The organism is Tianweitania sp., from assembly GCF_032053605.1.
In the GTDB taxonomy this organism is placed as follows: domain Bacteria; phylum Pseudomonadota; class Alphaproteobacteria; order Rhizobiales; family Rhizobiaceae; genus Tianweitania.
The window spans coordinates 15,297-39,509 of record NZ_DAMBUH010000012.1 but is presented as its reverse complement, the minus strand read 5'-3'; the positions used below and the strand labels follow the sequence as shown (position 1 = coordinate 39,509).

Annotated in this window: 21 protein-coding genes; 12 read left to right on the top strand and 9 right to left on the bottom strand. The window is 61.2% G+C overall.

Translation table 11 applies throughout. The features are described from left to right. Nucleotides 1–52: 52 nt before the first annotated feature. The 8 genes from RTX98_RS04950 to RTX98_RS04915 all read left to right on the top strand — a co-directional run bounded on the left by RTX98_RS04950 (nucleotide 53) and on the right by RTX98_RS04915 (nucleotide 10,572). On the top strand, nucleotides 53–808 hold the full coding sequence (locus RTX98_RS04950) for an enoyl-CoA hydratase/isomerase family protein (RefSeq protein WP_312795008.1): 756 nt from the start codon (nucleotides 53–55) through the stop codon (nucleotides 806–808). Nucleotides 809–972: 164 nt separating this feature from the next. Next, nucleotides 973–2,211, top strand: coding sequence for an ABC transporter substrate-binding protein (locus tag RTX98_RS04945; RefSeq protein WP_312795006.1), 1,239 nt, complete (start codon nucleotides 973–975; stop codon nucleotides 2,209–2,211). 69 nt (nucleotides 2,212–2,280) lie between these two features. Continuing rightward, entirely contained in the window at nucleotides 2,281–3,861 is a 1,581-nt protein-coding gene (locus tag RTX98_RS04940; RefSeq protein ID WP_312795004.1) for an ABC transporter substrate-binding protein, read from the top strand. 74 nt (nucleotides 3,862–3,935) lie between these two features. Beyond that, nucleotides 3,936–5,111, top strand: a complete 1,176-nt coding sequence (locus tag RTX98_RS04935) for an amidohydrolase (protein WP_312795002.1) — start codon at nucleotides 3,936–3,938, stop codon at nucleotides 5,109–5,111. A 21-nt stretch (nucleotides 5,112–5,132) separates the two neighbouring features. After that, entirely contained in the window at nucleotides 5,133–6,110 is a 978-nt protein-coding gene (locus RTX98_RS04930; protein ID WP_312795000.1) for an ABC transporter permease, read from the top strand. Between the two features lie 11 nt (nucleotides 6,111–6,121). Beyond that, nucleotides 6,122–6,952, top strand: a complete 831-nt coding sequence (locus RTX98_RS04925) for an ABC transporter permease (RefSeq protein WP_189506553.1) — start codon at nucleotides 6,122–6,124, stop codon at nucleotides 6,950–6,952. Further along, nucleotides 6,949–8,571 carry an ABC transporter ATP-binding protein gene (locus tag RTX98_RS04920; protein ID WP_312794999.1) on the top strand — a complete coding sequence of 541 codons (1,623 nt, stop codon included), beginning with the start codon at nucleotides 6,949–6,951 and terminating at the stop codon, nucleotides 8,569–8,571. Before RTX98_RS04925 ends, RTX98_RS04920 begins: the two co-directional genes overlap by 4 nt. Nucleotides 8,572–8,580: 9 nt before the next feature. Continuing rightward, on the top strand, nucleotides 8,581–10,572 hold the full coding sequence (locus RTX98_RS04915) for an FAD-binding oxidoreductase (RefSeq protein ID WP_312794998.1): 1,992 nt from the start codon (nucleotides 8,581–8,583) through the stop codon (nucleotides 10,570–10,572). Nucleotides 10,573–10,713: 141 nt separating this feature from the next. Here the strand turns inward: RTX98_RS04915 and uxuA are convergent, their stop codons facing one another. The 7 genes from uxuA to RTX98_RS04880 all read right to left on the bottom strand — a co-directional run bounded on the left by uxuA (nucleotide 10,714) and on the right by RTX98_RS04880 (nucleotide 17,654). Further along, nucleotides 10,714–11,934 carry a mannonate dehydratase gene (gene uxuA, locus RTX98_RS04910; RefSeq protein ID WP_312794997.1) on the bottom strand — a complete coding sequence of 407 codons (1,221 nt, stop codon included), beginning with the start codon at nucleotides 11,932–11,934 and terminating at the stop codon, nucleotides 10,714–10,716. 65 nt (nucleotides 11,935–11,999) lie between these two features. Next, on the bottom strand, nucleotides 12,000–13,037 hold the full coding sequence (locus RTX98_RS04905; RefSeq protein WP_312794995.1) for an ABC transporter ATP-binding protein: 1,038 nt from the start codon (nucleotides 13,035–13,037) through the stop codon (nucleotides 12,000–12,002). A gap of 12 nt (nucleotides 13,038–13,049) precedes the next feature. Beyond that, nucleotides 13,050–13,883 (bottom strand): carbohydrate ABC transporter permease, encoded by an 834-nt coding sequence (locus tag RTX98_RS04900; protein WP_312794993.1) that lies wholly within the window; start codon nucleotides 13,881–13,883, stop codon nucleotides 13,050–13,052. Beyond that, complete coding sequence (locus tag RTX98_RS04895; protein WP_312794992.1) at nucleotides 13,880–14,806, bottom strand: sugar ABC transporter permease; 927 nt, start codon at nucleotides 14,804–14,806, stop codon at nucleotides 13,880–13,882. Before RTX98_RS04895 ends, RTX98_RS04900 begins: the two co-directional genes overlap by 4 nt. Nucleotides 14,807–14,818: 12 nt before the next feature. Next, the gene (locus RTX98_RS04890) at nucleotides 14,819–16,060 is read right to left on the bottom strand and encodes a sugar ABC transporter substrate-binding protein (RefSeq protein WP_312794990.1); all 1,242 of its coding nucleotides are present in this window, start codon (nucleotides 16,058–16,060) and stop codon (nucleotides 14,819–14,821) included. Nucleotides 16,061–16,113: 53 nt separating this feature from the next. Next, nucleotides 16,114–16,902 (bottom strand): SDR family NAD(P)-dependent oxidoreductase, encoded by a 789-nt coding sequence (locus RTX98_RS04885; RefSeq protein WP_312794989.1) that lies wholly within the window; start codon nucleotides 16,900–16,902, stop codon nucleotides 16,114–16,116. Then, complete coding sequence (locus RTX98_RS04880) at nucleotides 16,899–17,654, bottom strand: FadR/GntR family transcriptional regulator (RefSeq protein WP_312794987.1); 756 nt, start codon at nucleotides 17,652–17,654, stop codon at nucleotides 16,899–16,901. The genes RTX98_RS04885 and RTX98_RS04880 overlap by 4 nt, the downstream gene beginning before the upstream one ends. 101 nt (nucleotides 17,655–17,755) lie before the next feature. On the opposite strand from RTX98_RS04880, the gene RTX98_RS04875 reads away from it, so the two are divergent. From RTX98_RS04875 to RTX98_RS04860, 4 genes are read left to right on the top strand one after another with little or no spacing between them, the layout of a single operon-like run. Beyond that, entirely contained in the window at nucleotides 17,756–18,883 is a 1,128-nt protein-coding gene (locus tag RTX98_RS04875) for a mandelate racemase/muconate lactonizing enzyme family protein (RefSeq protein WP_312794985.1), read from the top strand. Nucleotides 18,884–18,920: 37 nt separating this feature from the next. Beyond that, entirely contained in the window at nucleotides 18,921–19,787 is an 867-nt protein-coding gene (locus RTX98_RS04870) for a DUF6772 family protein (protein ID WP_312795037.1), read from the top strand. Beyond that, complete coding sequence (locus RTX98_RS04865) at nucleotides 19,787–20,122, top strand: hypothetical protein (RefSeq protein ID WP_312794984.1); 336 nt, start codon at nucleotides 19,787–19,789, stop codon at nucleotides 20,120–20,122. The genes RTX98_RS04870 and RTX98_RS04865 overlap by 1 nt, the downstream gene beginning before the upstream one ends. 4 nt (nucleotides 20,123–20,126) lie before the next feature. Next, nucleotides 20,127–20,900: an SDR family oxidoreductase gene (locus RTX98_RS04860; protein WP_312794983.1), complete on the top strand. Its 774-nt coding sequence runs from the start codon at nucleotides 20,127–20,129 to the stop codon at nucleotides 20,898–20,900. A gap of 104 nt (nucleotides 20,901–21,004) precedes the next feature. Here the strand turns inward: RTX98_RS04860 and RTX98_RS04855 are convergent, their stop codons facing one another. Beyond that, nucleotides 21,005–21,904, bottom strand: a complete 900-nt coding sequence (locus tag RTX98_RS04855) for an alpha/beta hydrolase (RefSeq protein WP_312794982.1) — start codon at nucleotides 21,902–21,904, stop codon at nucleotides 21,005–21,007. 18 nt (nucleotides 21,905–21,922) lie between these two features. Then, nucleotides 21,923–24,070, bottom strand: a complete 2,148-nt coding sequence (locus tag RTX98_RS04850; RefSeq protein WP_312794980.1) for a TonB-dependent siderophore receptor — start codon at nucleotides 24,068–24,070, stop codon at nucleotides 21,923–21,925. Between the last annotated feature and the right edge of the window lie 143 nt (nucleotides 24,071–24,213).

Genomic DNA, 24,213 nt, shown 5'->3' with positions numbered 1-24,213 from the left:
CCGGTCTGTCTGCGGAAGACATTGCCGGACTGGCTGAACGGGGGGTGATCTGATGTCGATCGAAATTGAGCGGGCCGGCCACGTCGCCACCATCCGCATCAGCCGGCCGGAAAAGCTGAACGCGCTGTCGCTTGCCATGTACGAGGACCTCGGCAAGGCCTTTGCCGAAACGCGCGACGACGACGCGGTTCGGGCCGTGGTGCTGATGGGGGCGGGCGAGCGCGCCTTTTGCGTCGGCGCCGACCTGATGGAGTCGATTCCCGCTCTTGCCAGCGACCGCTTCGATATCAGCGCCTGGGACCCGGCGCATCTCAAGGGCATGAACTTCTACAAGCCGATCATCAGTGCCGTGCGCGGCCTGTGTATCGGCGGCGGCTTCGAGATCATGCTGGCGACCGACATCCGCATTGCCGCGACCGATGCCGTTTTCCAGCTACCGGAACCGAGCCACGGCTTCGTGCCGGCCGGCGGCACGCTGGTGCGGCTTGTGCGCCAGATCGGCTATGCCCATGCCATGGAAATCCTGCTGTCGGCTCGCCGCTTCGGCCCGGAAGAAATGCGCGCCAAGGGCGTGGTCAACCAGGTGGTCGCGCCCGACAAGGTCGAGGGCGTGGCGCATGACATTGCAAGCCACATCGCGACGCTGAGCCCAACCGCGATCCAGACCATCAAGGAAGCGGTGTTGAAACTGCAGGACCTGCCGTTGGAAGAAGCTTTCGCTCGGGAAGCCGAGCTTGGACAGCGCACCTTTACCAGTACCGACGCTAAGCGCGGCCTCAAGGCTTTCGCCGACCGGGCTGCACGGTAGGACGCGCGGCGATTTGTCGAAGACCGACACTGCCGGTCTGCCCATGTGTGTTTCCGCGACATTGAACGCGGCCTCGCCCCACCCCTAGGCTCACACCCATACCGCTCGGCTGCTCGCAGGAGGTGCGTGCCGCAATGACGGGAACCCGTGGGAGGAGAAACGATATGAAAGGTTCGACGCAAATCGTGCGCACCATGTGCCTGACCATCGCTGCGACGGTATCGGCATTCGCCGTGACAGGCGCGTGGGCGCAGGATGCCAAAATCAGCGACGACGTGGTGAAGATCGGCTTCATCGAAGACATGTCGGGCGTTTATGCCGACATTACCGGCAAAGGGGCGGTCACGGCTGCCGAGATGGCGGTCGAGGAGTTCGGCGGCAAGGTCCTGGGCAAGCCGATCGAGGTGCTTTCGGCCGATCACCAGAACAAGCCCGACATCGCGGCATCGATTGCGCGCAAGTGGTTCGACGAAGACAAGCTCGACGCGGTACTCGACGTGGCTTCCTCCTCGCCCGCGCTGGCGGTGCTGGAAGTCGCAAAGCAGAAGGAAAAGATCATCACGCTGAGCTCGCCGGGCTCGCTGAGGATCACCAACGATGTTTGCGGCCCCACTGTCGTGCACTGGGCCTATGACAGTTATGCCATCGCGCATTCCACGGGCCAGGCGCTCATGGGGGCCGGCTTCGACAGCTGGTACTTCGTGACCGCCGATTACGCCTTCGGCCACAGCCTGGAGAAGGACACAGGCGACGTCGTCACCGCTCAGGGCGGCAAGGTTCTCGGCAGCACGCGACTGCCGGTCGGCACCAGCGACTTCGGTTCGGCGCTACTGACCGCGCAGTCGTCGGGCGCCAAGGTGGTCGCGCTGGCCAATGCGGGCTCGGATACCATCAACTCGATCAAGCAGGCCGCGCAGTTCGGATTGGCTCAAAGCGGCATCAAGATCGCGACGCTCGCAGGCTTCATCAACGACGTGCACGGCCTCGGTCTCCAGGAAGCGCAGGGGCTCACCATCACAGAAGCGTCCTACTGGGACATGAACGACGAGACCCGCGAATGGTCGAAGCGCTTCTTCGAGCGTGTCGGCGCAATGCCCAACATGCTGCAGACCGGCACCTATTCCTCGGTCAAACACTACCTGAAAGCCGTCGAGGCGGCGGGCACCGACGACACCAAGATCGTGATGGCCAAAATGCGCGAATTGCCCATCGAGGACATCTTCTACAAGGGCACGATCCGTCCCGACGGGCGCATGGTGCACGACATGTATCTCTTCGAGGTCAAGACGCCGGAAGAATCCAAGGCGCCCTGGGATTACTACAAGCTCGTTTCGAAGATCGACGGCGAGAAGGCCTTCCAGCCGCTCGAGAAGTCGACCTGCGAACTCGTTACCAAGAAATAGCGGTCGGGGAACCGCTTGCCGGCATGGTGCGATTGTATCCTGCCGGCATCATTGAACAAAGGAAACGACATGAATCGCCGCGAATTCAATTTGTTGCTATCGGCCACCGTTGGCGCAACGGCATTCATGGGCAAGGCAGCCGTTGCGCAGGAACAGGGAGAAACGCTGACTGCCCTCATCCAGCCGGAGCCGCCGATCCTCAACCTCGGCATCAACCAGCAAACGCCGACCGGCGTGGTTGGCGGCAAGATGTATGAGGGCCTGTTGTCCTACGCCAGGGATCTGACCCCGCAGCCGCTGCTTGCGGATTCATGGGAGATCGCCGAGGACGGTTTGACCTACACGTTCAAGCTCGTCCAGAACGCCAAGTGGCACGACGGCCAGCCCTTTACCTCGGCCGACGTCGTGTTCTCGTGCAAGCAGCTCCTGCCCGAAACCCATCCGCGCGCCCGCGCCGTCTTCGACCGCTGCGCAAGCATCGAGGCGCCGGACGATTTCACCGTCGTGTTCAAGCTGAAATCGCCGTTCCCGGCCTTCATCATGGCCTTCGAAACGGCGTCTGCCCCGATCCTTCCGCGCCACCAGCTCGAGGGCAAGGACTTCATGAAGGAAGGCGCGGAATTGCCGCCGATCGGCACCGGGCCGTTCAAGCTGAACGAATGGGTCAAGGGCTCGCATATTCACCTGACCGCCGTTGAAGATTATTATCGTCCCGACCAGCCGAAGCTGAAGGAGATCTTCTACCGCGTCGTGCCGGACGCCGCTTCGCGCGCCGTCGCGCTCGAACAGGGTGAGGCACAGCTTGCACAGTGGCAGGACATCGAGCCCTTCGACGTCGAGCGCCTGTCCTCGCTCGAGCATCTGGAAATGACGACCGAAGGCTACGAATACTTCTCGCCCATGGTCTGGATCGAGCTCAACTGCCGCAAGCCGCCAATGAACGACAAGCGCTTCCGGCAGGCACTGACGCATCTGATCGATCGCGACTTCGTTCGCGACCGCATCTTCTTCGGGCTCGCCAATTCGGCAACCGGCCCGATTTCGTCGTCGATGCGCTTCTACGACAAGGACGTGAAGACCTATGAGCACTCGGTCGAAAAAGCGACCGCGCTGCTCGACGAGATGGGCTTGAAGCCGGGCGCCGATGGCAACCGCGTCAGTTTGAAGTTCACCATGGTGCCGGCGGGCGAGGTCTGGACCCGCATCGCCGAATACATCCGCCAGTCCTTCAGTCAGGCGGGCATCGCTGTCGAGCTGCAAAGCAACGATCTCGCAGGCTGGGTCTCGGCCGTCAGCAATGGCGATTTCGACATATCCGGCAACCAGCTTTACCAGAACGGCGATCCGGCGCTCGGTGTTGCCCGCACCTACATTTCGTCCAACATCCGCAAGGGCGTGATGTTCTCCAACACGTCGGGCTATTCGAACCCCAAGGTGGACGAACTGTTCGAGGCGGCCGCCGTCGAGCTCGACCAGACCAAGCGTCAGGCGCTCTACACCGAAGTCCAGCAACTGCTGGTCGAGGAAATGCCGGTTCTGTGGCTCTGCGAGCAGAAGTATCCGACGATCTACGACAACCGTCTCAAGGACGTCGTGACCTCGTCCACCGGCGTGAACGCCAATTTCGGCACGACGCATTTCGAGGCCTGACCGATATCGGTGCGCCGGCGCTCCAGGGTGCCGGCGCATGCTTCTATTTCGCGACCAAGGAATTCCCGAACGCCATGACCTTCCATTTCGACCCTGCCGAGATCGCCACGCTCACCAACTGGCGCCACAAGTTGCACCAGTTCCCGGAAGTCTCGGGCGAAGAGGTCGAAACGGCCAAGGAGGTCGTGTCCTTTCTGGCCGACACCAATCCGGAAACGGTGGTGACCGGTCTTGGTGGCCATGGCGTGGCGCTGGTCTATGAGGGTGCTGAACCCGGCCCGAGCGTAATGCTGCGCTGCGAGCTGGACGCGCTGCAGATCCACGAGATTTCCGACCTGCCCTATCGCTCGAAGATCGACAACAAGGCGCATATGTGCGGCCACGACGGCCACATGACGATGATGGCAGCGGTCGCGCGCCATATCGGCAAGAACCGCCCGGCAAAGGGACGCGCCATCCTGTTGTTCCAGCCGGCCGAAGAAACGGCGCATGGCGCCGAGGCCGTGCTGGCCGATCCCCAATTCGCAGCCATCACGCCCGACCTGTCCTTTGCGATCCACAACATGCCCGGCCTGCCGCTGGCGAGTGTCGCGGTGGCTGCCGGCCAGATCACCTGCGCCTCCATGGGCTTGAAGCTCGAACTCACCGGCAAGACCGCACACGCCTCCATGCCCGAGACCGGCATCTCGCCCGCCAAGGCGGTGGCGCGCATCATCGACGGGTTGGAGCGCTTCCAGACCGGCGAGGTGGTCGCTCAAGGGTTCCAGCGCGTGACGCTGACCAATGTTCAGATGGGCAAACCGGTCTTCGGCGTCACACCGGGTTCGGCCGAGATTCGCATGACGCTGCGCCGCCCGGAAAGCGACGCGATGCCGGCCTTGGTCGAGGACGTCGTGGCGATGGTCGCGGCGATCGCCTCCGAAGAAGGGCTCGGTCTTTCGCACACCACGCACAATTTTTTCCGTGCCTGCATCAACGATCCGGAAGCGGCATCGGCTTTCGAGACCGCCGCCGCCGACATGGAACTTGATCGTTCGCACGACTACGTGCCGATCCGCGGTGCGGAGGATTTCGGCCTGTTCGGCTCCTGCTCGAAGTCCGCGCTGCTGTTTATCGGCTCGGGCATGGACAAGCCGATGGTCCACAACCCGGACTACGACTTTCCCGACGCGCTGATCCCGGTGGGCGCCGGTCTTTTCCTGCGTGTCCTCGACCAGACACTGGGCCTCGCCCAGCCGTCCGGCAGCTAGTCGAAATCACGTAGCGAACCGATGTCGATCATCACCAGTCTCACCGGCAAGATCATCGGGATCGTCTTTACGATCCTCGTCATAGCCACGATCAACTTCATCCTGATCCACGCGACGCCGGGTGATCCGGCCATGGTGATCGCCGGTCAGTCCGGCGCGGCCGATCCGAAATTCATCGCCGATATCCGAGCGGCCTATGGTCTCGACCAGCCGTTCCTGATTCAGCTCGGCACTTATATCGGCAAGGTCCTGCAGTTCGATCTCGGCTATTCCTACCGCCAGCGCGCCGATGTCAGCGCCCTTATCCTCGATCGGCTTGGTCCTACCTTGCTTCTGACGCTGTCGGCATTCTTCGTTTCGCTGATCGGCGGCGTTTTCTTCGGCGCGCTTGCCGGCAAGCGGCAGGGTACATGGGCCGACCTCGCGATCTCGCTGGTTTCGCTGCTTCTTTACGCCACGCCGGTGTTCTGGCTTGGCCTGATGCTGGTGCTGGTCTTTTCGATCCAGCTGGGCTGGGTGCCGGCGTTCGGCTATGCATCGATCCGCGCTTCGAGCTTCGGCCCGTGGGATTATGCGATGGATGTCGCGCGCCATCTCATCCTGCCGGTGCTGACGCTGGCCGCGATCTACATGGCCGTTTACACCCGCCTCATGCGCTCCTCGCTGATCGAAGTCAGCCACGAGGACCATGTCCGCACCGCCCGCGCAAAGGGCCTGAACGAGCGCCAGATCCTGTCGCGTCACATGCTGCGCAACGCGGCCGTTCCGGTCATCACCTTTGCCGGACTTCAGGCCAGCGCCCTTATCGGCGGTTCGGTTGTCGTGGAAACGGTGTTCTCATGGCCCGGCCTTGGCCGCTTGACCTACGATGCCGTGACGGCGCGCGACTATCCCGTGCTGCTCGGCCTGTTCCTCATCATGTCGGTGCTGGTCATCGCGACCAATCTGCTCACCGATGTCCTGCATCGCCTGATCGACCCGCGCGTCAAGGGCCGATAGGAGACCTGCTCATGAGCGAATTCTTCCGCACGTTCCTCAGCCGGCCAGCCGGCATCGTCGGACTTGTCCTCCTTGTCATCGTCTGCCTGATGGCGGTGCTCGCGCCGCTGATCTATCCGGGCTCGCCCTGGGATATGGCCGGCATGCCCTTCGCCCGACCAGGCGAGGCTGGCATGCTGCTCGGCAGCGACACGCTTGGCCGAGACATCGCCTCCGGCATCGTTCACGGCGCCCGCGTTTCGATCCTGATCGGCCTGGCCTCGACCCTGACCGCGCTGTTTATCGGCGTGACGCTGGGCTGCATCGCCGGTTATGCCGGCGGAATGGTTGATGGCGCCATCGTGCGCTTCACCGAGATATTTCAAACGATCCCGAGCTTCGTGCTGGCCATCCTATTCGTCGCGATCCTGACACCGTCGATCGGCACGATCATCCTGGCGATCGGCCTCGTTTCATGGCCGCCGCTGTCGCGCCTTACTCGTGCGCAGGTCAAGACGGTCACCCAGCGCGAATTCGTTCAGGCCGCGCGCTGCCAGGGCCAATCGACGCTGTCGATCGTACTGCGCCACGTCCTGCCCAACGCCGTTTCGCCGATTATCGTCGCCGGCTCCTTGACGGTCGCAGCCGCGATCCTGATCGAGGCCGCGCTTTCCTTCATGGGCCTCGGCGATCCCAATTTCATGAGCTGGGGCTATATGGTCGGCGCCGGCCGTACCGTGATCCGCCAGGCCTGGTGGATGAGCGTCTTCCCGGGCATCGCCATCCTGCTCACCGTTGTCGCGATCAACCTCGTCGGCGAAGCCTTGAACGACACGCTGAACCCGAGGATTTCGCGCGCATGAGCCTGCTCCAGATCGAGAACCTCGTGCTTGGCCTTCCGGAAGGCGCCGACCGCCTGCGCGCTGTCGACGGCATCAGCATCGAGGTCAATCGCAATGAGATCGTTTGCCTGGTGGGCGAAAGCGGCTCGGGCAAGTCGATGACGGCTCATGCCATCCTCGGCCTGCTCCCTGCCAAGGTAAAGGCGCTGGAAGGCGCGATCCGCTTTGGCGGCCAAGACCTGCTGAAGCTTCCGGCCAGGAACATGCGCCAGCTTCGCGGCAGCCGCATCGCCATGATCTTCCAGGAGCCGCTGACGGCGCTGAATCCGCTGGCAAAGGTCGGCAGCCAGGTCGCGGAGGCGATCCGCATCCACGGCAAGGCCGGCGGCGATGTCGAAGCACGCGTGGTCGAACTCTTCGGCCAAGTTGGCCTGCCCGATCCAGCCTCCATTATCTCCGCCTATCCGTTTCAGCTGTCCGGCGGCCAGCGCCAGCGCGTCATGATTGCCATGGCGCTTTCAAACGATCCCGAACTGCTGATCGCCGACGAGCCTACGACAGCGCTCGACGTCACCACGCAGCGCCAGATTCTCGACCTGATCCTCGACCTTCAAAAGAAGCGCGACATGGGCGTGCTGTTCATTACGCACGACATCGGCGTGGTCGCTGATATTGCCGACCGTGTCGTTGTTCTCCGCCACGGCAAGGTGGTCGAACAGGGCGAGGCAAGCACCGTGCTCGACACGCCGCAGACGGACTACACGCGCGACCTTCTTGATGCCGTGCCGGGTCGCGGCGCGATCCGCTCGGTTCGTGACGACACGACGCCGCTGCTGGAAATTAAGAACCTGCAGAAGGGCTTTACCACGCGCCAGAGCATGTTTTCCAAGCCGCGCCGCGTGGTTGCGGCCGACGACCTTAACCTCTCCCTCCAGCGCGGCGACACGCTGGCCGTTGTGGGCGAGAGCGGTTCGGGCAAGTCGACGCTGGCCCGCATGGTGCTGCGCCTGATCGAGCCGGACAACGGCGTGATCAACTTTGATGGCGCTTCGGTGCGCGCCATGAAAGGCGAAGCGCTGCGGCAGTTTCGCCGCCGCGTGCAGATCGTGTTCCAGGATCCCTACGCCTCGCTCGATCCGCGCCTGAAGATTGGCGAAAGCATCGTGCGCGGCCCGATGGCGTTCGGAGCCTCGCGGACAGACGCGACAAAAACCGCGACCCGCTGGCTGGAAAAAGTCGGGCTCGGTGCGCACGCGCTGGACCGCTTCCCGCACGAATTTTCCGGCGGACAACGCCAGCGCATCTGCATCGCCCGCGCGCTGGCGCTTGATCCCGTCTGCCTGATCGCCGACGAGGCCGTGTCGGCGCTGGACGTTTCTGTTCAAGCGCAGGTTTTGAAGCTGCTTGCCGAATTGAAATCCGAGATGGGCCTGAGCATGCTGTTCATCACCCACGACCTGCGTGTTGCGCGCGAGATCGCCGACCGCATTGTGGTCATGCAGAACGGCCGCATCGTCGAGCAGGCGCCTGCCGCCGCGCTCTTCGATCAGCCGCAGGCCGATTACACCAGGCGGCTGCTCGAATCCGTTCCCGGGCGCGCGTTCTTCGAGCGCCGCGAGCTGGCGGGGAGTGCCGCTTAGGGCAGGACGATGGACAACCGGACGCGCGCCTTTATCGAGAAATCCACACTGCTCTTCATTGCATCGCGCAATGTGGATGGCGCGATGGATGTTTCACCGCGCGGTGGCCAGCCTTCAGTCCTTCGCTTTCGGGCGGATGGCGCGCTGCTGATGCCCGATTATGTCGGCAACAAGCGCCTCGACACGATCGGCAACGTGCTCGCCAACCCGGATGTCGCTCTTCTGCTGCTGAACCGGCTGAGCAACGATTATCTGCGCATCAATGCTCGCGCGATCGTATCGCAGGCCGAGGACGATCTTGCCGCCTTCCCGGCCGACGAGAACCCGCCGCTCAGCGTTATCGTACTCCAGCCGACCAAAATGGAATTCGTCGCCAGCAAGGCATTCCACCGCAGCGGCTTCTGGGTCGACGCGTCCGGCCTCAAGCCCACGCTCGACGTGCTCGACATTTATGCCCGCGACATCAAGTGGCAAACGGATGGCGGGCGCGAACCCGTTCTGTTTGATCCGGGCTCCGAAAGCCATCTTGCCGGCTCTGGCCTGCGCGCCTTCTACGGCACGCCTAGCCCCATGGTGCAAAAGAAGGTCTATGATACGGCCGGCCCCGGCTTCATGAGCTTCATCGACGACGCCCGCTTCATCGTTTTTGCGCATGAGGGCGCGGGCGGTGAAATCCTGATCGACCTGGCCGGCGGCGCGCCATTGAGAGCCGATCGCAACACAAACGCACCCTCGCTGCTGCTCGACATCGAGCATGAGGGCACGGCCGGCCCTGCAGCACCGCATTCGTCCCCGTTCGCGATCATCGCCGCCGAGCCAGGCCGCTGCGACAACATCCGGGTGAACGGGACCTATCGCGAGGTGTGCACGACGCCAGATGGCCAGCGCCGGCTCAGCCTTCAGTCGGAAGAAATCTATTTTCACTGCTCGGCGGCACTCACCCGGTCGCGCATCTGGATGGATGCGCGACCCGCGGCCTGGAGTGGGAAGCGAAGCTTCACCTGCGTCTCCCGACGGCAGGAAAGCCCGGATGTCGTATCCTTGACCTTCAGCCCGCGCGACCGAGCGCCGGTCGGCTCGGCGGAGCCTGGCCAGTTCGTCACCGTCTCGCTGCCGCATGATAACGCAAAAACCCCGCGCCGTCGCTGTTACTCGATCTCCTCTGTCCCGACCGACCGCGAGCTACGCATTTCCGCGCGCCGCATCGGCGATAACGGGGTTTCCGCGCTTTTGCACGACAGGGTCAAGATCGGCGACGAGGTCTTCCTTGGTCCCCCCGGCGGCCAATTCGTGTTCAACAGCCCACCTCTGAAGCCGGTCGTGTTGGTCAGTGCCGGCGTCGGTATCACGCCGCTCCTGCCGATGGCCGAGCAACTAGCACGCGAGGAGCCGGGTCGCGAGATCTGGTTCGTTCATGCGGCCCGGAACGGCCGGCACCACCTTTTCGGCCCTGAGGCGCTGGAACTCGCCAACTCCAATCCCGGCATCAGCCTGCTGACGGTTTACTCTCGCCCCGACGACGATGACACGTTCCACCACGAGGGTCGCCTTGATGCGAGCGCGCTTGCGCGGCACGTGCCCGTCACAAAGGCTGACTTCTACATCTGCGGTCCCGACGCCTTCATGTCCTCGCTGCGGGACGGTCTAATCGAACTGGGCACACCGCCGGCGGCGATCCGCATGGAAGCATTCGAACAAAGCGGCGGTGGAGGCTTTGCGCTGAGCGAAGCCCAGATGAACCTGCCGCCCAGCGTGGTCAGCTTTACGCGCTCCGACCGCCAGGCGACGTGGACCCCGGAATGCGGCTCGCTGCTCGACCTGGCGCTGGCCAACGACATCGAGGTCCAGTTTTCCTGCCGCAGCGGCGAGTGCCAGTCCTGCAGCCAGAAGATCATCAGTGGCGGTGTGATCTACCCGTCCGGCGAAGAACCGCTCATCGCCCGTGGCCAGGTCCTGCTTTGCCAAGCGATCCCTAAAAACGACCTAGTACTGGACTGCTGACCAGCGTTTGCAGTCTGCGAGCCAGCTTCATCAATTCGTTGAAGAGAGTTCCTTTTTCCATTACTGCGCCGCCACAAGCGGTCGGGCGCAGCGGAGATTTGATTGAGGAAGCAATAAACGGCTGCATCGGGTGCAGCTCTATCAATGATCCATCTGGCAGGCGATAGGATGCGCCAACGCTGTCATGATGCCGCGCAACTCTGCAAGGCCTCGCAGCCTCCCGATGATCGGATAACCCGGCTGTCCGCTGCGGCCGAGATCGTCGACGATCCTTTGGCCGTGATCGGGGCGCATCGGGATTTGATGATCCTGGCGCCCTTCAACTTTCCGCCTTTTCTCCTCACGAAGGATCTCGGCGATAAAAGCGACCATATCGGTGCTTCCGCCAAGGTGTTCCGCTTCATGGAAGGAAGCAGGGATGCCGGCCTCTTCGCGCGTGACATTGCGCAGATGCAGGAAGTGCACCCGCGGTCCGAACCGGAGCATGAGGCCGGCTAGATCATTATCGGGACGCGCACCAAGCGATCCCGAGCATAAGGTCAGCCCGTTTGCAGGGCTGTCGACAGCGTTGAGCATGGTTTCGAAATCGTCCTCGGTGGACATGATGCGCGGCAAACCGAGCAAAGGGAATGGCGGATCATCTGGATGGCAGCAAAGGCGCACGCCGAGTTTCTCGGCGACCGGAACGACTTCTTCGAGGAAGGTGACATAGTGCGTACGCAACCGTTCTGAGTCGATGGCATCATATTGCGCCAGTAGCTGACGGACATCTTCAATCGTCAGGCTCTCCGTCGAGCCAGGCAATCCGCCGGTCACGTTCCTGGCAAGCTCACGTTGGCGATGTTCGTCCATGCTGGCGAAGCGCTCTTCCGCCTTGGCAACGATCCGCTCATCGAAGGATGCGGCTGCGTTCTTGCGTTGGAGAATATGAATGTCGAAGGCTGCGAAGTCGATCAAATCAAAGCGCATGCAGTCGCCGCCATGGGGAAGTTTCCAGGCGAGATCGGTTCGGGTCCAGTCGAGCACGGGCATGAAGTTGTAGCATATCGTTTCCAGCCCATTTTCGCTCAGATGCTGGAGGCTTTGCTTGTAGTTCTCGATATGCGCGCGCCAGTCGCCCGTTTGTTTCTTGATGTCCTCCGACACCGGCAGGCTCTCCACCACCTCCCACGCGAGTCCGGATGGCGAACCATCCTTCAAGCGGCTAAGGTCATCCTGGCGGCGGCGGATTTCTTTCGACGACCAGATCTCTCCAGTCGGAATATGGTGCAAGGCACTGACGACGCCTTCCACCCCGGCTTGCCGCATGTCGTCCACCGACGCTTGATCATGCGGGCCGAACCAGCGCCATGTCTGTCGCATTGCATTTTCCTGTAGTATTGGTGGCTGGCCGCATAGCAGCGCACAGCTTGGCTGGTTTTCAGGCGTCAGGATGCAGTGTGGACAGCAACGCCGTCAGCATCGAAGGCGTAGGTTCGGCCGGGCTCGGCAGTCAGCGTGACTGCGCTTTGAACGCGGGGCGGCGGGCCATCCCGATGCAATGCGAGGCAGGTGTCACCGTTTTCAAGCTGGATGTGAAGCAGCGTTTCCGCGCCGGCATATTCAGCCAGCACAACCGTTCCAGGCAGACCGGGCTGTGCGGCAGAACCGACCCGAAGATGTTCAGGGCGCACGCCGCATTGCGTGGCTGAAAGTGGAAGAGACCCGCCCGGCGACAACGCCACCGCCGTATCTGCCTTCAGAATGTTCATCTTCGGACTGCCGATGAACTGCGCAACAAAGATGTTGGCCGGGCGCTCATAGAGTTCCTGCGGCGCGCCAACCTGCTCGACCCTGCCGTCCTTGAGAACAACAATCCGGTCGGCCAGCGTCATGGCCTCCACCTGATCATGGGTGACATAGATCATCGTCGTTGCAACACGCTGGTGCAGGCTGGCGATCTCGGAGCGCATATGCACTCGCAGTTCAGCATCGAGGTTCGACAGCGGCTCATCGAAAAGAAAGACCGAAGGGTTCGCCACGATCGCCCGGCCGATTGCGACACGCTGGCGCTGGCCACCCGAGAGTTGGCGTGGATAACGATCAAGCAGTGCGTCGAGCTTCAAAAGCGCCGCAGCTTCCGACACAGCCTTTTCGCGTTCGGCACGCGCGACTTTGCGCACCTTCAACCCAAAGCCCATATTCTCACGCACTGTGAGGTGCGGATAAAGGGCGTAGGATTGGAACACCATCGCGACGCCACGCGCGGATGCCGGAACATCGTTCACGATCCGGTCGCCGATCGTTAGCTCGCCATGGGTAATGGGCTCCAACCCGGCGATGAGCCGCAGCAGGGTGGACTTCCCGCAGCCGGATGGACCGACAAAGACCACGAACTCGCCATCGGCAATGTCGAGATCGATGCCGCGAATGATCTCGACCGAGCCGAAGGTTTTCCGCAAATCCTGGAGCTTAACAATGGCCATTGGATGCAATCCTCAACCTTTGACGCCGGAAAGCGCGAAGCTTTCGACAATTTGGCGCTGGGCGATGAGATAGATGATGAGAACGGGGATAACCGCGAGCGTCGTTGCCGCCAGCTGCAGGTTCCACAAAGGCAGGCCGTAGCTGTCGTTGAAGTTCGACAAAGCGAGCGGCAGGGTGAACTTTTCCAGAGAACTCAGGAAGATCAGCGGCTCGAGGAAGAGGTTCCAGGAGTTCAGAAAGGTGATGATGGCGACAGCTGCCAGAGCCGGCCGCGACATCGGGATGGCGATCTTCCACCAGATGCCGAAGCGCGACAGCCCGTCCATCTTGGCGGCTTCTTCCAGTTCTTTGGGAAGCGACAGGAAGTATTGCCGCATCAGGAAGGTGGCGACGACGCCCTGCGCACCGAACACAGGCAGAAGGATCAGCGGCCAGTGCGTATCCACCAGGCCCAGCCACCGGATGAGGAAGAAGTTCGGGATGATGGTCACTTCATCCGGCATCATCAGCGCTGTCACGAGCAGCAGCATAAGCAGTCCTGCTCCGACAAAGCGGATGCGCGCCAAGGCATAACCAGCAAGCGAAGAGATCAGCAGCGTCAGGATTGTCACCACGCCGGCGATGTAAAGCGAGTTGAAATACTGCCGCGCGAAGGGCTGGTAGGTGAAGACTTCCACGAAGTTCTCGTACCGCCACACGCGGGGGATCAGGTTCGGCGCACCGAAGATTTCGGTGACACTCTTGAAGCCTGCCGACACCATCCAGAGAAACGGAAACACGAACGGCACGGCAAGCAGCAAGAGCGCCAGCGTCCAGGCGAGACGGTTCCAGGAAGCGCGCGTCATGCATCGTCCTTTCGCCGCAGGGACACCTGGATCAGGGTGAGGATGGTCACGATCACGAACATGATGATCGCCAGGGCTGAAGCGTAGCCGATATCGAAGAACTGGAAGCCCTGCTGGTAGATGTAGAAGGCCAGCACCAGCGTTCCGTTTTCTGGTCCGCCGCCCGTCATCTGGTAGATGTGGTCGAAAACTTTGAACGAGCCGATGGTCGTCAAAATGACGATCACAAGCGTCGTGGGCCCGAGCAAAGGCCAAGTGATAAGCCGAAAGATCTGCCAACGCGATGCGCTCTCCAGGCCTGCCGCCTCGTCGTAATCGCGCGGGATCGCCTGGAGTGCCGCGATGTAAAGGATCATGTTCAGGCCCACCATCTTGATGACCCGCGTCACGATCACGGCGGCCATGGCCCAGTTCGGCTCGCGCAGCCAGTTAGGCCCGGTGATGCCGATCAGCGCCAGCATCTGGTTGATGGGTCCGCCTTCGCCTTGAAGCATGAATTTCCAGACGATCGCCCAGGCAATGGCCGAGGTGATCACGGGCGCAAAAAAGATGGTGCGAAAGATGATGACGCCGCGAAACGGGCGCGAAAGTGCCACCGCCAGAAACAGCGCAAGTGCGACGTTCAGCGGAACCAGACCTAGCGCAAAGACCGCAGAGTTCCGCAAAACATACCAGAAGTCTGGATTTTCGAGGAGCGCGTCTTCGAAGTTGGTGAGGCCGACAAAGGTGGCCTCACCCGAAAGGAAGTTCCAGTCCGACATCGCATAGATGAAAATCGCGATGAGAGGACCGAGAAAGAAGATCAGGAACCCGAGCAGTGTCGGGCTGACGAACAACCAACCCTCTATTGCGTCACGACGCTGAAGGGTCAGCCAAGGCGCACGAGCCTGCGCCCCGAAGCGGTGCGATAAAGAGCTGGCCAAGGGTTCTTCCTTTTAGAGCAGCGGTTGGATTGCTGCGCAGACGCCCTGAAGCGATTTGGCGACGTCGGCATCGGGCCGCCACAAGGCGTCCACACGCGGCTTCATGGCAGCAAGGATTTGCGGAACGCGTTCATGCGCGGCGACGACGCGACCTTTTTCGATCCCGGCCGCAACGAAGCCCATCATCTCAGGCGAGAGATACTGGTTCTTGTTGAGGAAGGCATCGCTCGTCAAAACGCTGCGGCGCGCCGGCGGGAAGAACTGCGCCAATGCGGCCACGCCTTCCTTGTCTGTCATCTGCGCAACCAGTTCGGCGGCGAGTTCCTTGTTCGGGCTTGCCTCGAACACAACGAAGCCAGCCTGACCGATCACTGGACCTTCTTCGCCGTTCGGACCCGTCGGCAACGGCGCGACGCCCCAATCAAATCCAGCTTCCTTCATTTTCGAGGCGCGGGAGATCTGATTCACCGTCATGGCCGAATTGCCGGAGAAGTAGTCGCCCTGCGTGCCGGGCGGCACGATCGTCTTGTCCTTGAACACCATGTCGTGGATCTGCTGCACGGCTTTCACCGCGCCGGGGCTCTCCAGACCGCACTTGCCATCTTCCCACAAATCGCCGCCATAAGCGCGAATTGGCGGAAGCAGCGCATGCGTCATGCGCGAGGCGTAACCTTCGCCGTCCTTGAATTCGAAGGCATACTTGCCGGGATTGGCTGCAACAAGTTGCTTGGAAACCTCCTGGAACTTCGTCATGTTCCACTCGCCTTTTTCGGCAATCTGTTTCGGATCTTCCAGCCCGGCCTTATCGAACATGGCCTTGTTGTAGTAGATCAGGAAAGGCGAGGTCGAGAACGGGACGCCATAGACCTGATCGCCCTTGCGCCACAGCGCCATGGCCGGATCGGTGAAGTCGGCAATATCGTAATTTGGGAATGCCTGTAGGACCGGCGTCAGGTCCATGAGGATATTAGCCTCGATGAAGGCGGGGGCCGCATCTTCCATCATCCAGGCGACGTCTGGGGCTTTGCCGCCGGCAACCTGGAACGAAAGCTTCTGCGTATAGTCGGCGACCGGAATGGTTTCGAACCGCACACTCACGCCGGGATGCGAAGCCTTGAAGCCATCGGCAAGTTGGTTGAGAAGTTTTAGATGCGGCTCGCTGCTCGTGTAAACAGCAACCCGTAGGTCCTGTGCCGATGCCTGCGCCGCCATCAAGACCATGGCGGATGCTGTGAGTGTAAAAATGCCCTTCATCGTTTCCTCCCGATGTGAAGACTAGGTGCTGCGCTCGCGCGCGCGGTTTTTGCTCAGGTCACTTCAAGCGTTTGAGCGACGGGGGCATCGCCGATCGACCAACCGCCATTGATGGGTATGTCGGCGCCAGTGACATAGGCCGCCGCGTCGCTGCACAGATAAACATAGGCGCCGACGAGGTCGGCTGGTTTGCCAGGTCGGCCGGCCGGTATCTTGGCGCTGACCGTCCTGCGGAATTGGCTGTCGGCGTATAGCTGAGCGTTCGCCTCGATCTCGATGGCGCCCGGCGAAACGACGTTCATCGTCACACCGGCAGACGCGACCTCTCGTCCGATCGCGCGAATGGTTGTGAGTTGCGCTGACTTCATGGCCGCGTACACAACCGTTTCGGCGCGTGGACGTGTCGCCATGATGCTGCCGGTGGCGACCACTCTGCCCCAGCCACGTTCTGCCATTGGCGGCACCAAACGCTGGGTCACCGTCAGCAAAGCGGCAAAGTTCGCGGCGAGGTGATCGGCGACGGTCTCTTGCGAGACTTCATTCCACGTCCCACGTCGCTCAATCGCCGCGTTCCAGATCAGGATGTCGATCTCGCCTAGCCTCAGCGCTTCTTCCGAGAACCGTGCTGCCGCATCCGTCTGGGTAAAGTCGGCTTCCAGCACAGGCACCGAACTGCCGATGCTTTGCGCAAGCGACCGAGCGCCAGCCTCATCGTTGTAATGATGCAGCACAAGAGAGGCGCCATGTTCGGCCAATCCTTGGGCCACCGCACGACCGATGCCGGAGCTCGCGCCGGTCACGAGCGCTCGCTTCCCAGCCAGCGAGAACCGGTCAGCATTCATTGCTGGCCTCGCCGCTCATCTTCCGCAACCTCGACGGAGGCGATGTCGGCCGCTTCATAATGCGCGAGGATCTTCTCTTCCGCTTGAGCCGCATCGCCGGCTTCGATCGCCTGCAAGATCGCGGCATGCCGTGCTACTGTCTTTCGCCAATCATCCTGCGTGCGTTTCGAGCGGTTCGAGAAAATTTCCGAAACCTGGCGCTGGATCGAGCGCAGTCCCTCGATCTGGATGCGGATCATGGAATTTCCCGTCGCCATCGCCATACCGAGATGGAAACGGATATCCGCATCGGTGAACTCAGCCGGCTTTCCGACCGATGCATCAAGATCGGCCAGCGCTTCCCGCATAACGGCAAGTCCATCCTCATCGCGGCGGGTCGCTGCCAATCTGGCGACGCCGACTTCCATGACACGCCGCATTTCGTTGGCTTCGCGCAGCGACTTGATGCTGGAGCGAACGGCATAGCCATAGATCTTGTCCATGGGCTCGCCGCTCAGCGCCTTAGCGCGCGCAACCTTGCCCTGCTGTGTCGAGACGAGCCCCGCGGATGTGAGCTGCCTCAGCGCTTCTCTCGCAATTGGACGCGAAACGCCGAACTCCCGCGCAATCTCGCCTTCCGGCGGCAGCGCCTCACCCGGCGCAATGCTGCCTTCGAGCAGCGCCGCGGCAATCGCGTCAGATACCGTGTCGGCAAGCCTAAGCGGACTGGCCACCTTTCCGCTGAAGATCGTGCTGCGTTTCATCTCGTTCATGCCTCCAACCTAACGCCAACTTTTTAACTTGGCAACTAGGTTTGTTTGTTGATAGGTTTCTACGTGACCTCGAACTTAGCAGGGTATTGAAAGCCACGGGCATGACTTCCGAGCCGATCGAGATTGTCGATGTCATCGCGCATCCGCTTCAGCAAAGCCTCCCGATCCCGACGGTCACCTCGTGGGGCACTTACACGACTGTTGGAATGGTGCTCGTCGAGGTGCGAACACGCGACGGCTTGGTTGGCGTTGGTGAAACGCTGGGACGCTTCGCGCCGAAGGCCTATGCCGAGCTCATTCACTCGGCTCTGCGCCCTCGCCTGATTGGCCAAGATGCTCGCAATATTGCCGCGCTTTGGGCCAGCATGCGTCGCGCTTTGTCCGGCCGTTCGGGTGGAATGCTGATCGAAGCGATCGCAGGCGTCGACATCGCTCTGTGGGATATTGCCGGCAAGGCCGCGGGCCAACCGATCTCCAAGCTGCTCGGTGGAATGGGGCGCGAGCAGATCGACGTTTACGCCGCGGCGGTGAATTGGGGATCGGACGAACAGGCCGACCGCGAACTCCAGCGCTACCTGGACGAAGGCTTCACAAATATCAAAGTCAAACTGGCCAATCCAGTGCCTGAGGCGTGCAAACGCGTGGAGCGGATGCGCCAGCGAGTGGGCGACCAGATCGGTCTGTGTGTCGATGCCAACTGGGCTTATGAGCTCGACGAGGCGCTCGAGATCGGTCGCGCTTTGTCGGACAATGGCTACTTCTGGTTTGAGGAACCGCTCGCGCCGGAAAACGAGCAAGGCTACGAGGAACTGCGCAAGCGCTGTTCTGTGCCGCTCGCTGCCGGTGAAAGCAACTACACGCTTGATCAGGCAACGCGGCTTCTGTCCTCGCGCACCCTTTCGATCCTGCAGCCCGACATTGCCCGTTCAGGCGGTTTCACCGAAACCCGCCGGATGGCAGATTACGCAGCCGCGCATGGCGTGGCCTACGCCCCGCATATCGGCATGTCAGGGATCATTTGCGAAACCGCGAGCGTCCATCTCGCGGCCGCGGTTCCCAACTTCAAAATTCTCGAATGCGAGTGCGATCGTAGCCCCTTCAAGACGCTTTTGGCTGATCTTGAACCAGGCTGCCTGCGTCAGAAAAACGGTGTTCTCGACGTGCCGCAAGGCCCCGGTCTGGGCATCGAAATCAACTGGGACGCCGTAAAGACCCTGAGGGCTGTATGACATGAATGAACAAACCAACACGAGCTTGGCGCATGACCTGCGTCTGGCCCTTTTGCGATCCGATCCCGCAATCAGCCACTTTGATCCCTTTCCACGCATCATCGCGCAGGACAGCTTTGCAAACGGCCATTGCGGTTGGTCGCAGCTGGTCGGCAACTACGAAGGCGATCTTGATACGATGCTGCCGGGCTATGCGCAGCACAGCAGCGCCATGCTGTCCACGCTGTCGCATTGGGATGCTGGCTCGCATGGCGGCATGAACTCATCCTATGCGCTGAAGATCGCCACCAAGCCAGTCGCCGGCTCGCGCAATGTCGCGATCAAGCGGCACACGTTCCGCAAGCGCGGTCCGATCCGTTTGGAAGCGTATGTGACCTTCAAGCCGGAAGCCAACGAGTTGAAACTGTCCGAAACGGACGTTCGATCTTTCGGCTTCCTGTTCGATCTCCAGGGCGGCGATCAGGATGGCGATGCGCTACGTGTGATGCCGCATCTGCGCTTCCTCAATGCCGAGAACGGCGTTCATACGCAGAAATGGCAGTTCAAGCAGCGAACCAGCGACATCAAGCCAATGGGCGCCGAGGACAAGATCGTCAGCCACGACCACCTCAACCCCAATGACTGGCAGGACCTGCCGGGCGGCGGGCAGCGTCTTTGCTACAACGAAATTCCGACAAAGGTGAATTGGACCTATCTCTGCTTCGACTTCGATCTGGAAACGATGAAGGCGACCGGCTTCCGCTGCAACGACCGCGTGTTCGACATAAGTGGGTTCGAGAGCATCAAGATCCCCGCCATGAAGAACCTCTGGTGCATGCTCAACATATGCCTGTTTGCCGAAACCGACACAAACAAGCGCGCCTTTCTTTATGTCGACTCCGTTTGTCTTTCGGGAGACTTCTGATGCTGCCGGAAAACATCACCGCCGTCGTCACTCGCAACGACACATGGACCGGCGTGGCGGCAAGCGAGCCTTACGAGGCGGGATGGGCCAAAGAAGCGGTCTTCTTCGTCCGCGCCCTGAAGCAGCCCGTCGGAATGCCCACAAAAGCCTTTGTCGATATGTCTCCCGACGGCATCCGCTGGGTGCCCGAAGGAACGGAGTTCACCCTGCCCTCTTCCCGCGACGGCATTTCGATCGCCCGGGTCAGCCACTTTGGCAATTGGCTGCGCGTGCGTGCGCAGTTCGATGACGGCGCCGAATGCACCGTTCTGGTCACCCTCCACCTGAAAGCTTGAACCGATGACACCCTATCCAACATTTGCCTCTGACGCCTTCGCCGGCAAAACCGTCCTCATCACCGGCGCCGCCAGCGGCATGGGCTTCGAAACGGCGCGGGCCTTTCTCAGCAAGGGTGCTGAAGTGGTTCTCGCCGACCGCGATGCTGAAGGTTTGGCACGGGCGAAAAGCGAGCTGTCAGGCAAGGTCCACACCGTCACCGTTGATATCGGTCAGGATGACAGCATCGACGCGATGTTCGCCTATTGCGATGCCAACCTGGCTCAGCTCGACCATGTGATCTGCTGCGCAGCAATCATCACCGCAAAGAAGATCCCCGATCAGGATTGGGCGCATTGGGAGCGCGTGATGTCGGTGAACCTTCTGGGAACCTTCTTCACCGTGAAAGGGGCCGTGACCCGGATGCTCGGCAATGCGGAAGGCGGCAACATTGTCTGCGTGGCTTCCGATGTTGCCTATCATGGCGGCGGCGGGCTGATTGCAGACACCGCCTATGCGGCTTCAAAGGCAGGCACGCTTTCCATCGTTAAATCCGTTGCGCGGGAGTTGGCAGGCAAGAATGTGCGCATCAACGCGCTCAACCCCGGCCCGACCGACTCGCCGATGCACAACCACATCGATCCCGCCATGAAAGAGCGCATCGCCGCCAACCTCCCCCGCCGCCGCATGGGCCGGCCCGATGACATGGCTGCTGCAATCCTCTTCCTGTGCTCACCCGAAGCCAGCTTCGTCTACGGTTCGGCCGTGGACGTCGATGGGGGATCGAGTTTCAGGTGATTTGCTAAAGCACTCACCAAGCGGAATGCAACTTTCCAGCAGCGTCTTACGAAAGCTGCCTCACCTGACCCGGTCACTCTGCGGTCGCCTTTCCGGAATGCGCATCATGCAAGGTTTGACTGCTTCAAAGAAAAGGCGAGCTGCACGGCGCGCGCGATGGCAGGCGTCGGTGCCGACATGTGGGTGTGGTTGGCTAGGTTTTCGAAGCTGGTCTGGAGGTTTGCACCATCTGGCTCAGCAAGCCTGGCGGCCATCTCTTCCGCATAGGCCAGCGTGCGTTCAGTTTTCTTGCTGATGAGGCGGGCTGCGGCATCCTCGTTCCCTTCCTGGAAGGGCGCCAGACGCTCCCCTTCATGCTCGCCGGCAGAGAGGTGAACGCTCGGACGGACTGGGACATCGAACGTCGCCGCCTTTTCCGTGCGCAGGATCGCGCAGTCATCCCAGTGGATGGTGGGACTGACGGCGATGATCTTCTGGAACAAGGCAGGGCGCGTAAACAGCGCATGGAGGGCAAACAGCCCGCCAAATGAATGGCCGAACAGGCTTTTGCGCGCGGGGTCGATTTTCGTGCGCTCGTCAATGAAAGGCAGGAGGCGCGTTTCCAGGAAGTCCAGGAACTCGTCGGCGCCGCCCGTCCGAACAGGGGGCCCATCCGGCGTATAAGGTGGGAAGCTGGTTCCGGGCGGCGGGCTCAGGTCCCACGACCGGCGCAGCGGATCATAGGCCTCTTCGGTTGGATAACCGACAGTCGCGATCACGCCCCAGCCTATATTGGTGCCCTTGGGATAATCGGCTTGCGACCGCAGGGCATCCACCGCTGTTCCGAAGCAGCTGTTTCCGTCCGTCATCAGCAACAGCGGCCAGCCCTCTCCCGGCATGGTCCGCGCCGGCAGATAGTCTGGCACTTCCATGCGCGGCACATAAAGCAGCAGGCGATAAACCGCTCCGCTCGCCGCTTCTATGTCATGCACACTCGCGCCCGCGAGCGAATAGGCGTTCGACATGGCCGTGCCCGACGCCTTCTAGAACTGGTAGCGCAGGCTGCCGATGATCTGGCGTCCTTCGCCCCGATACCCATAGGTGCCGGAATAGGTCGGCTCGCGGTCATCGAAGACATTCTTCACGTTGAGCTTGGCCTGCGTCCCCTTCATGCTCTCGCTCAACTTGCTGAAGTCGTAGGTGACCGATGCATCCACGAGCAGGCGCGCATCGTTCTTCAATGTGTTGGCATCGTCGCCGAAGCTTTTACCCTCAACGCGCAGGCCCACGCCCAATCCCAGACCCTCGGCTGGTCCGTTCACGAAGGTGTAGTCGCCCCAGACAGCGAACTGATGGGCGGGAATGCCCGACGGCGTGGACCCGACATTATCGCCTTCCGTGATCTCGAGATCGAGATAGGTGTAGGCCGCCGTCAGGTTGATGCCGTTGGGCAGGCTGGTTGCCGCTTCAAGTTCCAGGCCTCGGGAGCGGACCTCGCCACGCTGAACCTGGAACAACGGATTGGTCTCGTCGGGGGCAAGCACGTTGGACTGAACGATATTGAAGACCGCCGCACTCGCAGTGAGGTTCAGGTCCGTCGGCTGGTACTTGATGCCCGCTTCGACCTGCTCGCCTTCCGTCGGCTTGAAGCTTGTGCCGTCGGCATTGGCGCCGATGGTGGGCGAGAACGACGTCGAGTAGCTTACATAAGGTGCGATGCCGTTATCGAAGAGATAGCCCAGGCCGACGCGGCCGGAGAAGTTGGTGTCGTCCTGTTTGGTGTCGGAGCCGAGGTCGTTGTCGTGGTCCTTGTTGCTCACCCAGTCGTAGCGGCCGCCCAACGTCAGGATGAAGCTGTTCCATTCAAGCTGATCCTGGAGATAGGCGCCCGTCTGGTGCTGCTTGGTGGTCACGTTCCGATAATTGTAGTCAGGCCGCTCGAACGGTTGCGCGCCATAGTTCAGCGAAACAAGATCGAGATCCGGCGCAGGTCCATATCCGATCCTGTCATCGACATCGACGTGGTTGTAATCGAGGCCCATCAAGACCGTATGATCAACCGTGCCGGTCTGAAATTCGGCCTGTGCCTGGTTGTCGACGGCAAAGGAGTCGAGCTTGTCTTGAATGATCCAGGACGAGCGCTGCGCCGTCAGCCGATCGGGCGCGATCGCGTCGATTTGCGCATAAGGAACGTCTGCATAGATGTGGGCATAACGCAGGTTCTGGCGCACGCTCCACGTTTCGTTGAAGCGATGCTTGAACTCATAACCCACGCGGCCTTGGTCCTGAACGAAAGGACCCGATGCGGGATCTCCGGATTCGAGATTGGTGATCCGGCCGTCTTCGTTGAAGAAGGACGCGTTGCCGCCGACCTCGGCATGGGTATACTCGCCCAGCAGCGTCAGGCTGGTGTCACGATCATCCGAACGGAAGGTCACCGCCGGCGCGATAAAGATGCGGTCGTCCGGTACGCTGCGCAAGTCGGTATCGGCATCGCGGTAAAGGCCCGTCAGGCGATACAGAACATTGTCGTTGCCGGCCACCGGGCCGGACAGGTCGAACTGGCTCTGGTAGCGGCTGTTGTTCCCGATCTGCCCTTCGATCACCCGGTAGGTGTCTTCGGTCGGTCGCTTGGAGACCAGATTGACGATGCCACCCGGTGCACCGCCGCCATAAAGAACCGAACTCGGCCCTTTGAGGATGCTGATCGCGTCGAGCCCGTAAGGCTCCGTCTTGAAGAGCGAAAAGTTGCCCGGCAACTCGCGCAAACCATCGCGGTAAACAGCATCATAGGTCACGTTGAAGCCGCGGATGTAGAAGCTGTCGAAGCGATTGTCGAAGCCGAATGCCTGGTTCACGATGCCGGGCGTGTAATCGAGCGCCTCCTTCAGCGTCTGCACCTTGCGATCTTCGAGCTGCTTGCTCGTCACGACATTAATTGCCTGCGGAACCTTCACCAGCGGCGTGTCAGTTTTGGTTCCGACCTCGGCGCGAGTCGCGACATAGCCATCGGCGGTCACGCCGCCACCTGTTCCGGTTCCGTCGCCTCCATTGCCGCTCACCACCACCGTTTCCAGCGTGACTGCCTCCTGCGCGAGTGCAGGATAGAGCCCGCTAGCCAACGCGAGAGAGAAGAGCGAAATGCCTTTCAGCAAGCGGTCCGAATATGAAGTTGGATGGGTCGGCGACATGAAATACCTCTGGACCTGCAGATGCAGTCAGCCGGTTTTGCGTTAACAGGAGTGCGGCTTTCAAGTATCATTTGCAAAGATGCGCCGGGTGTTGCTAAGCCGCATCACGAAAACGTTAGAACAGGCTCCGCATTGGTTTTTTC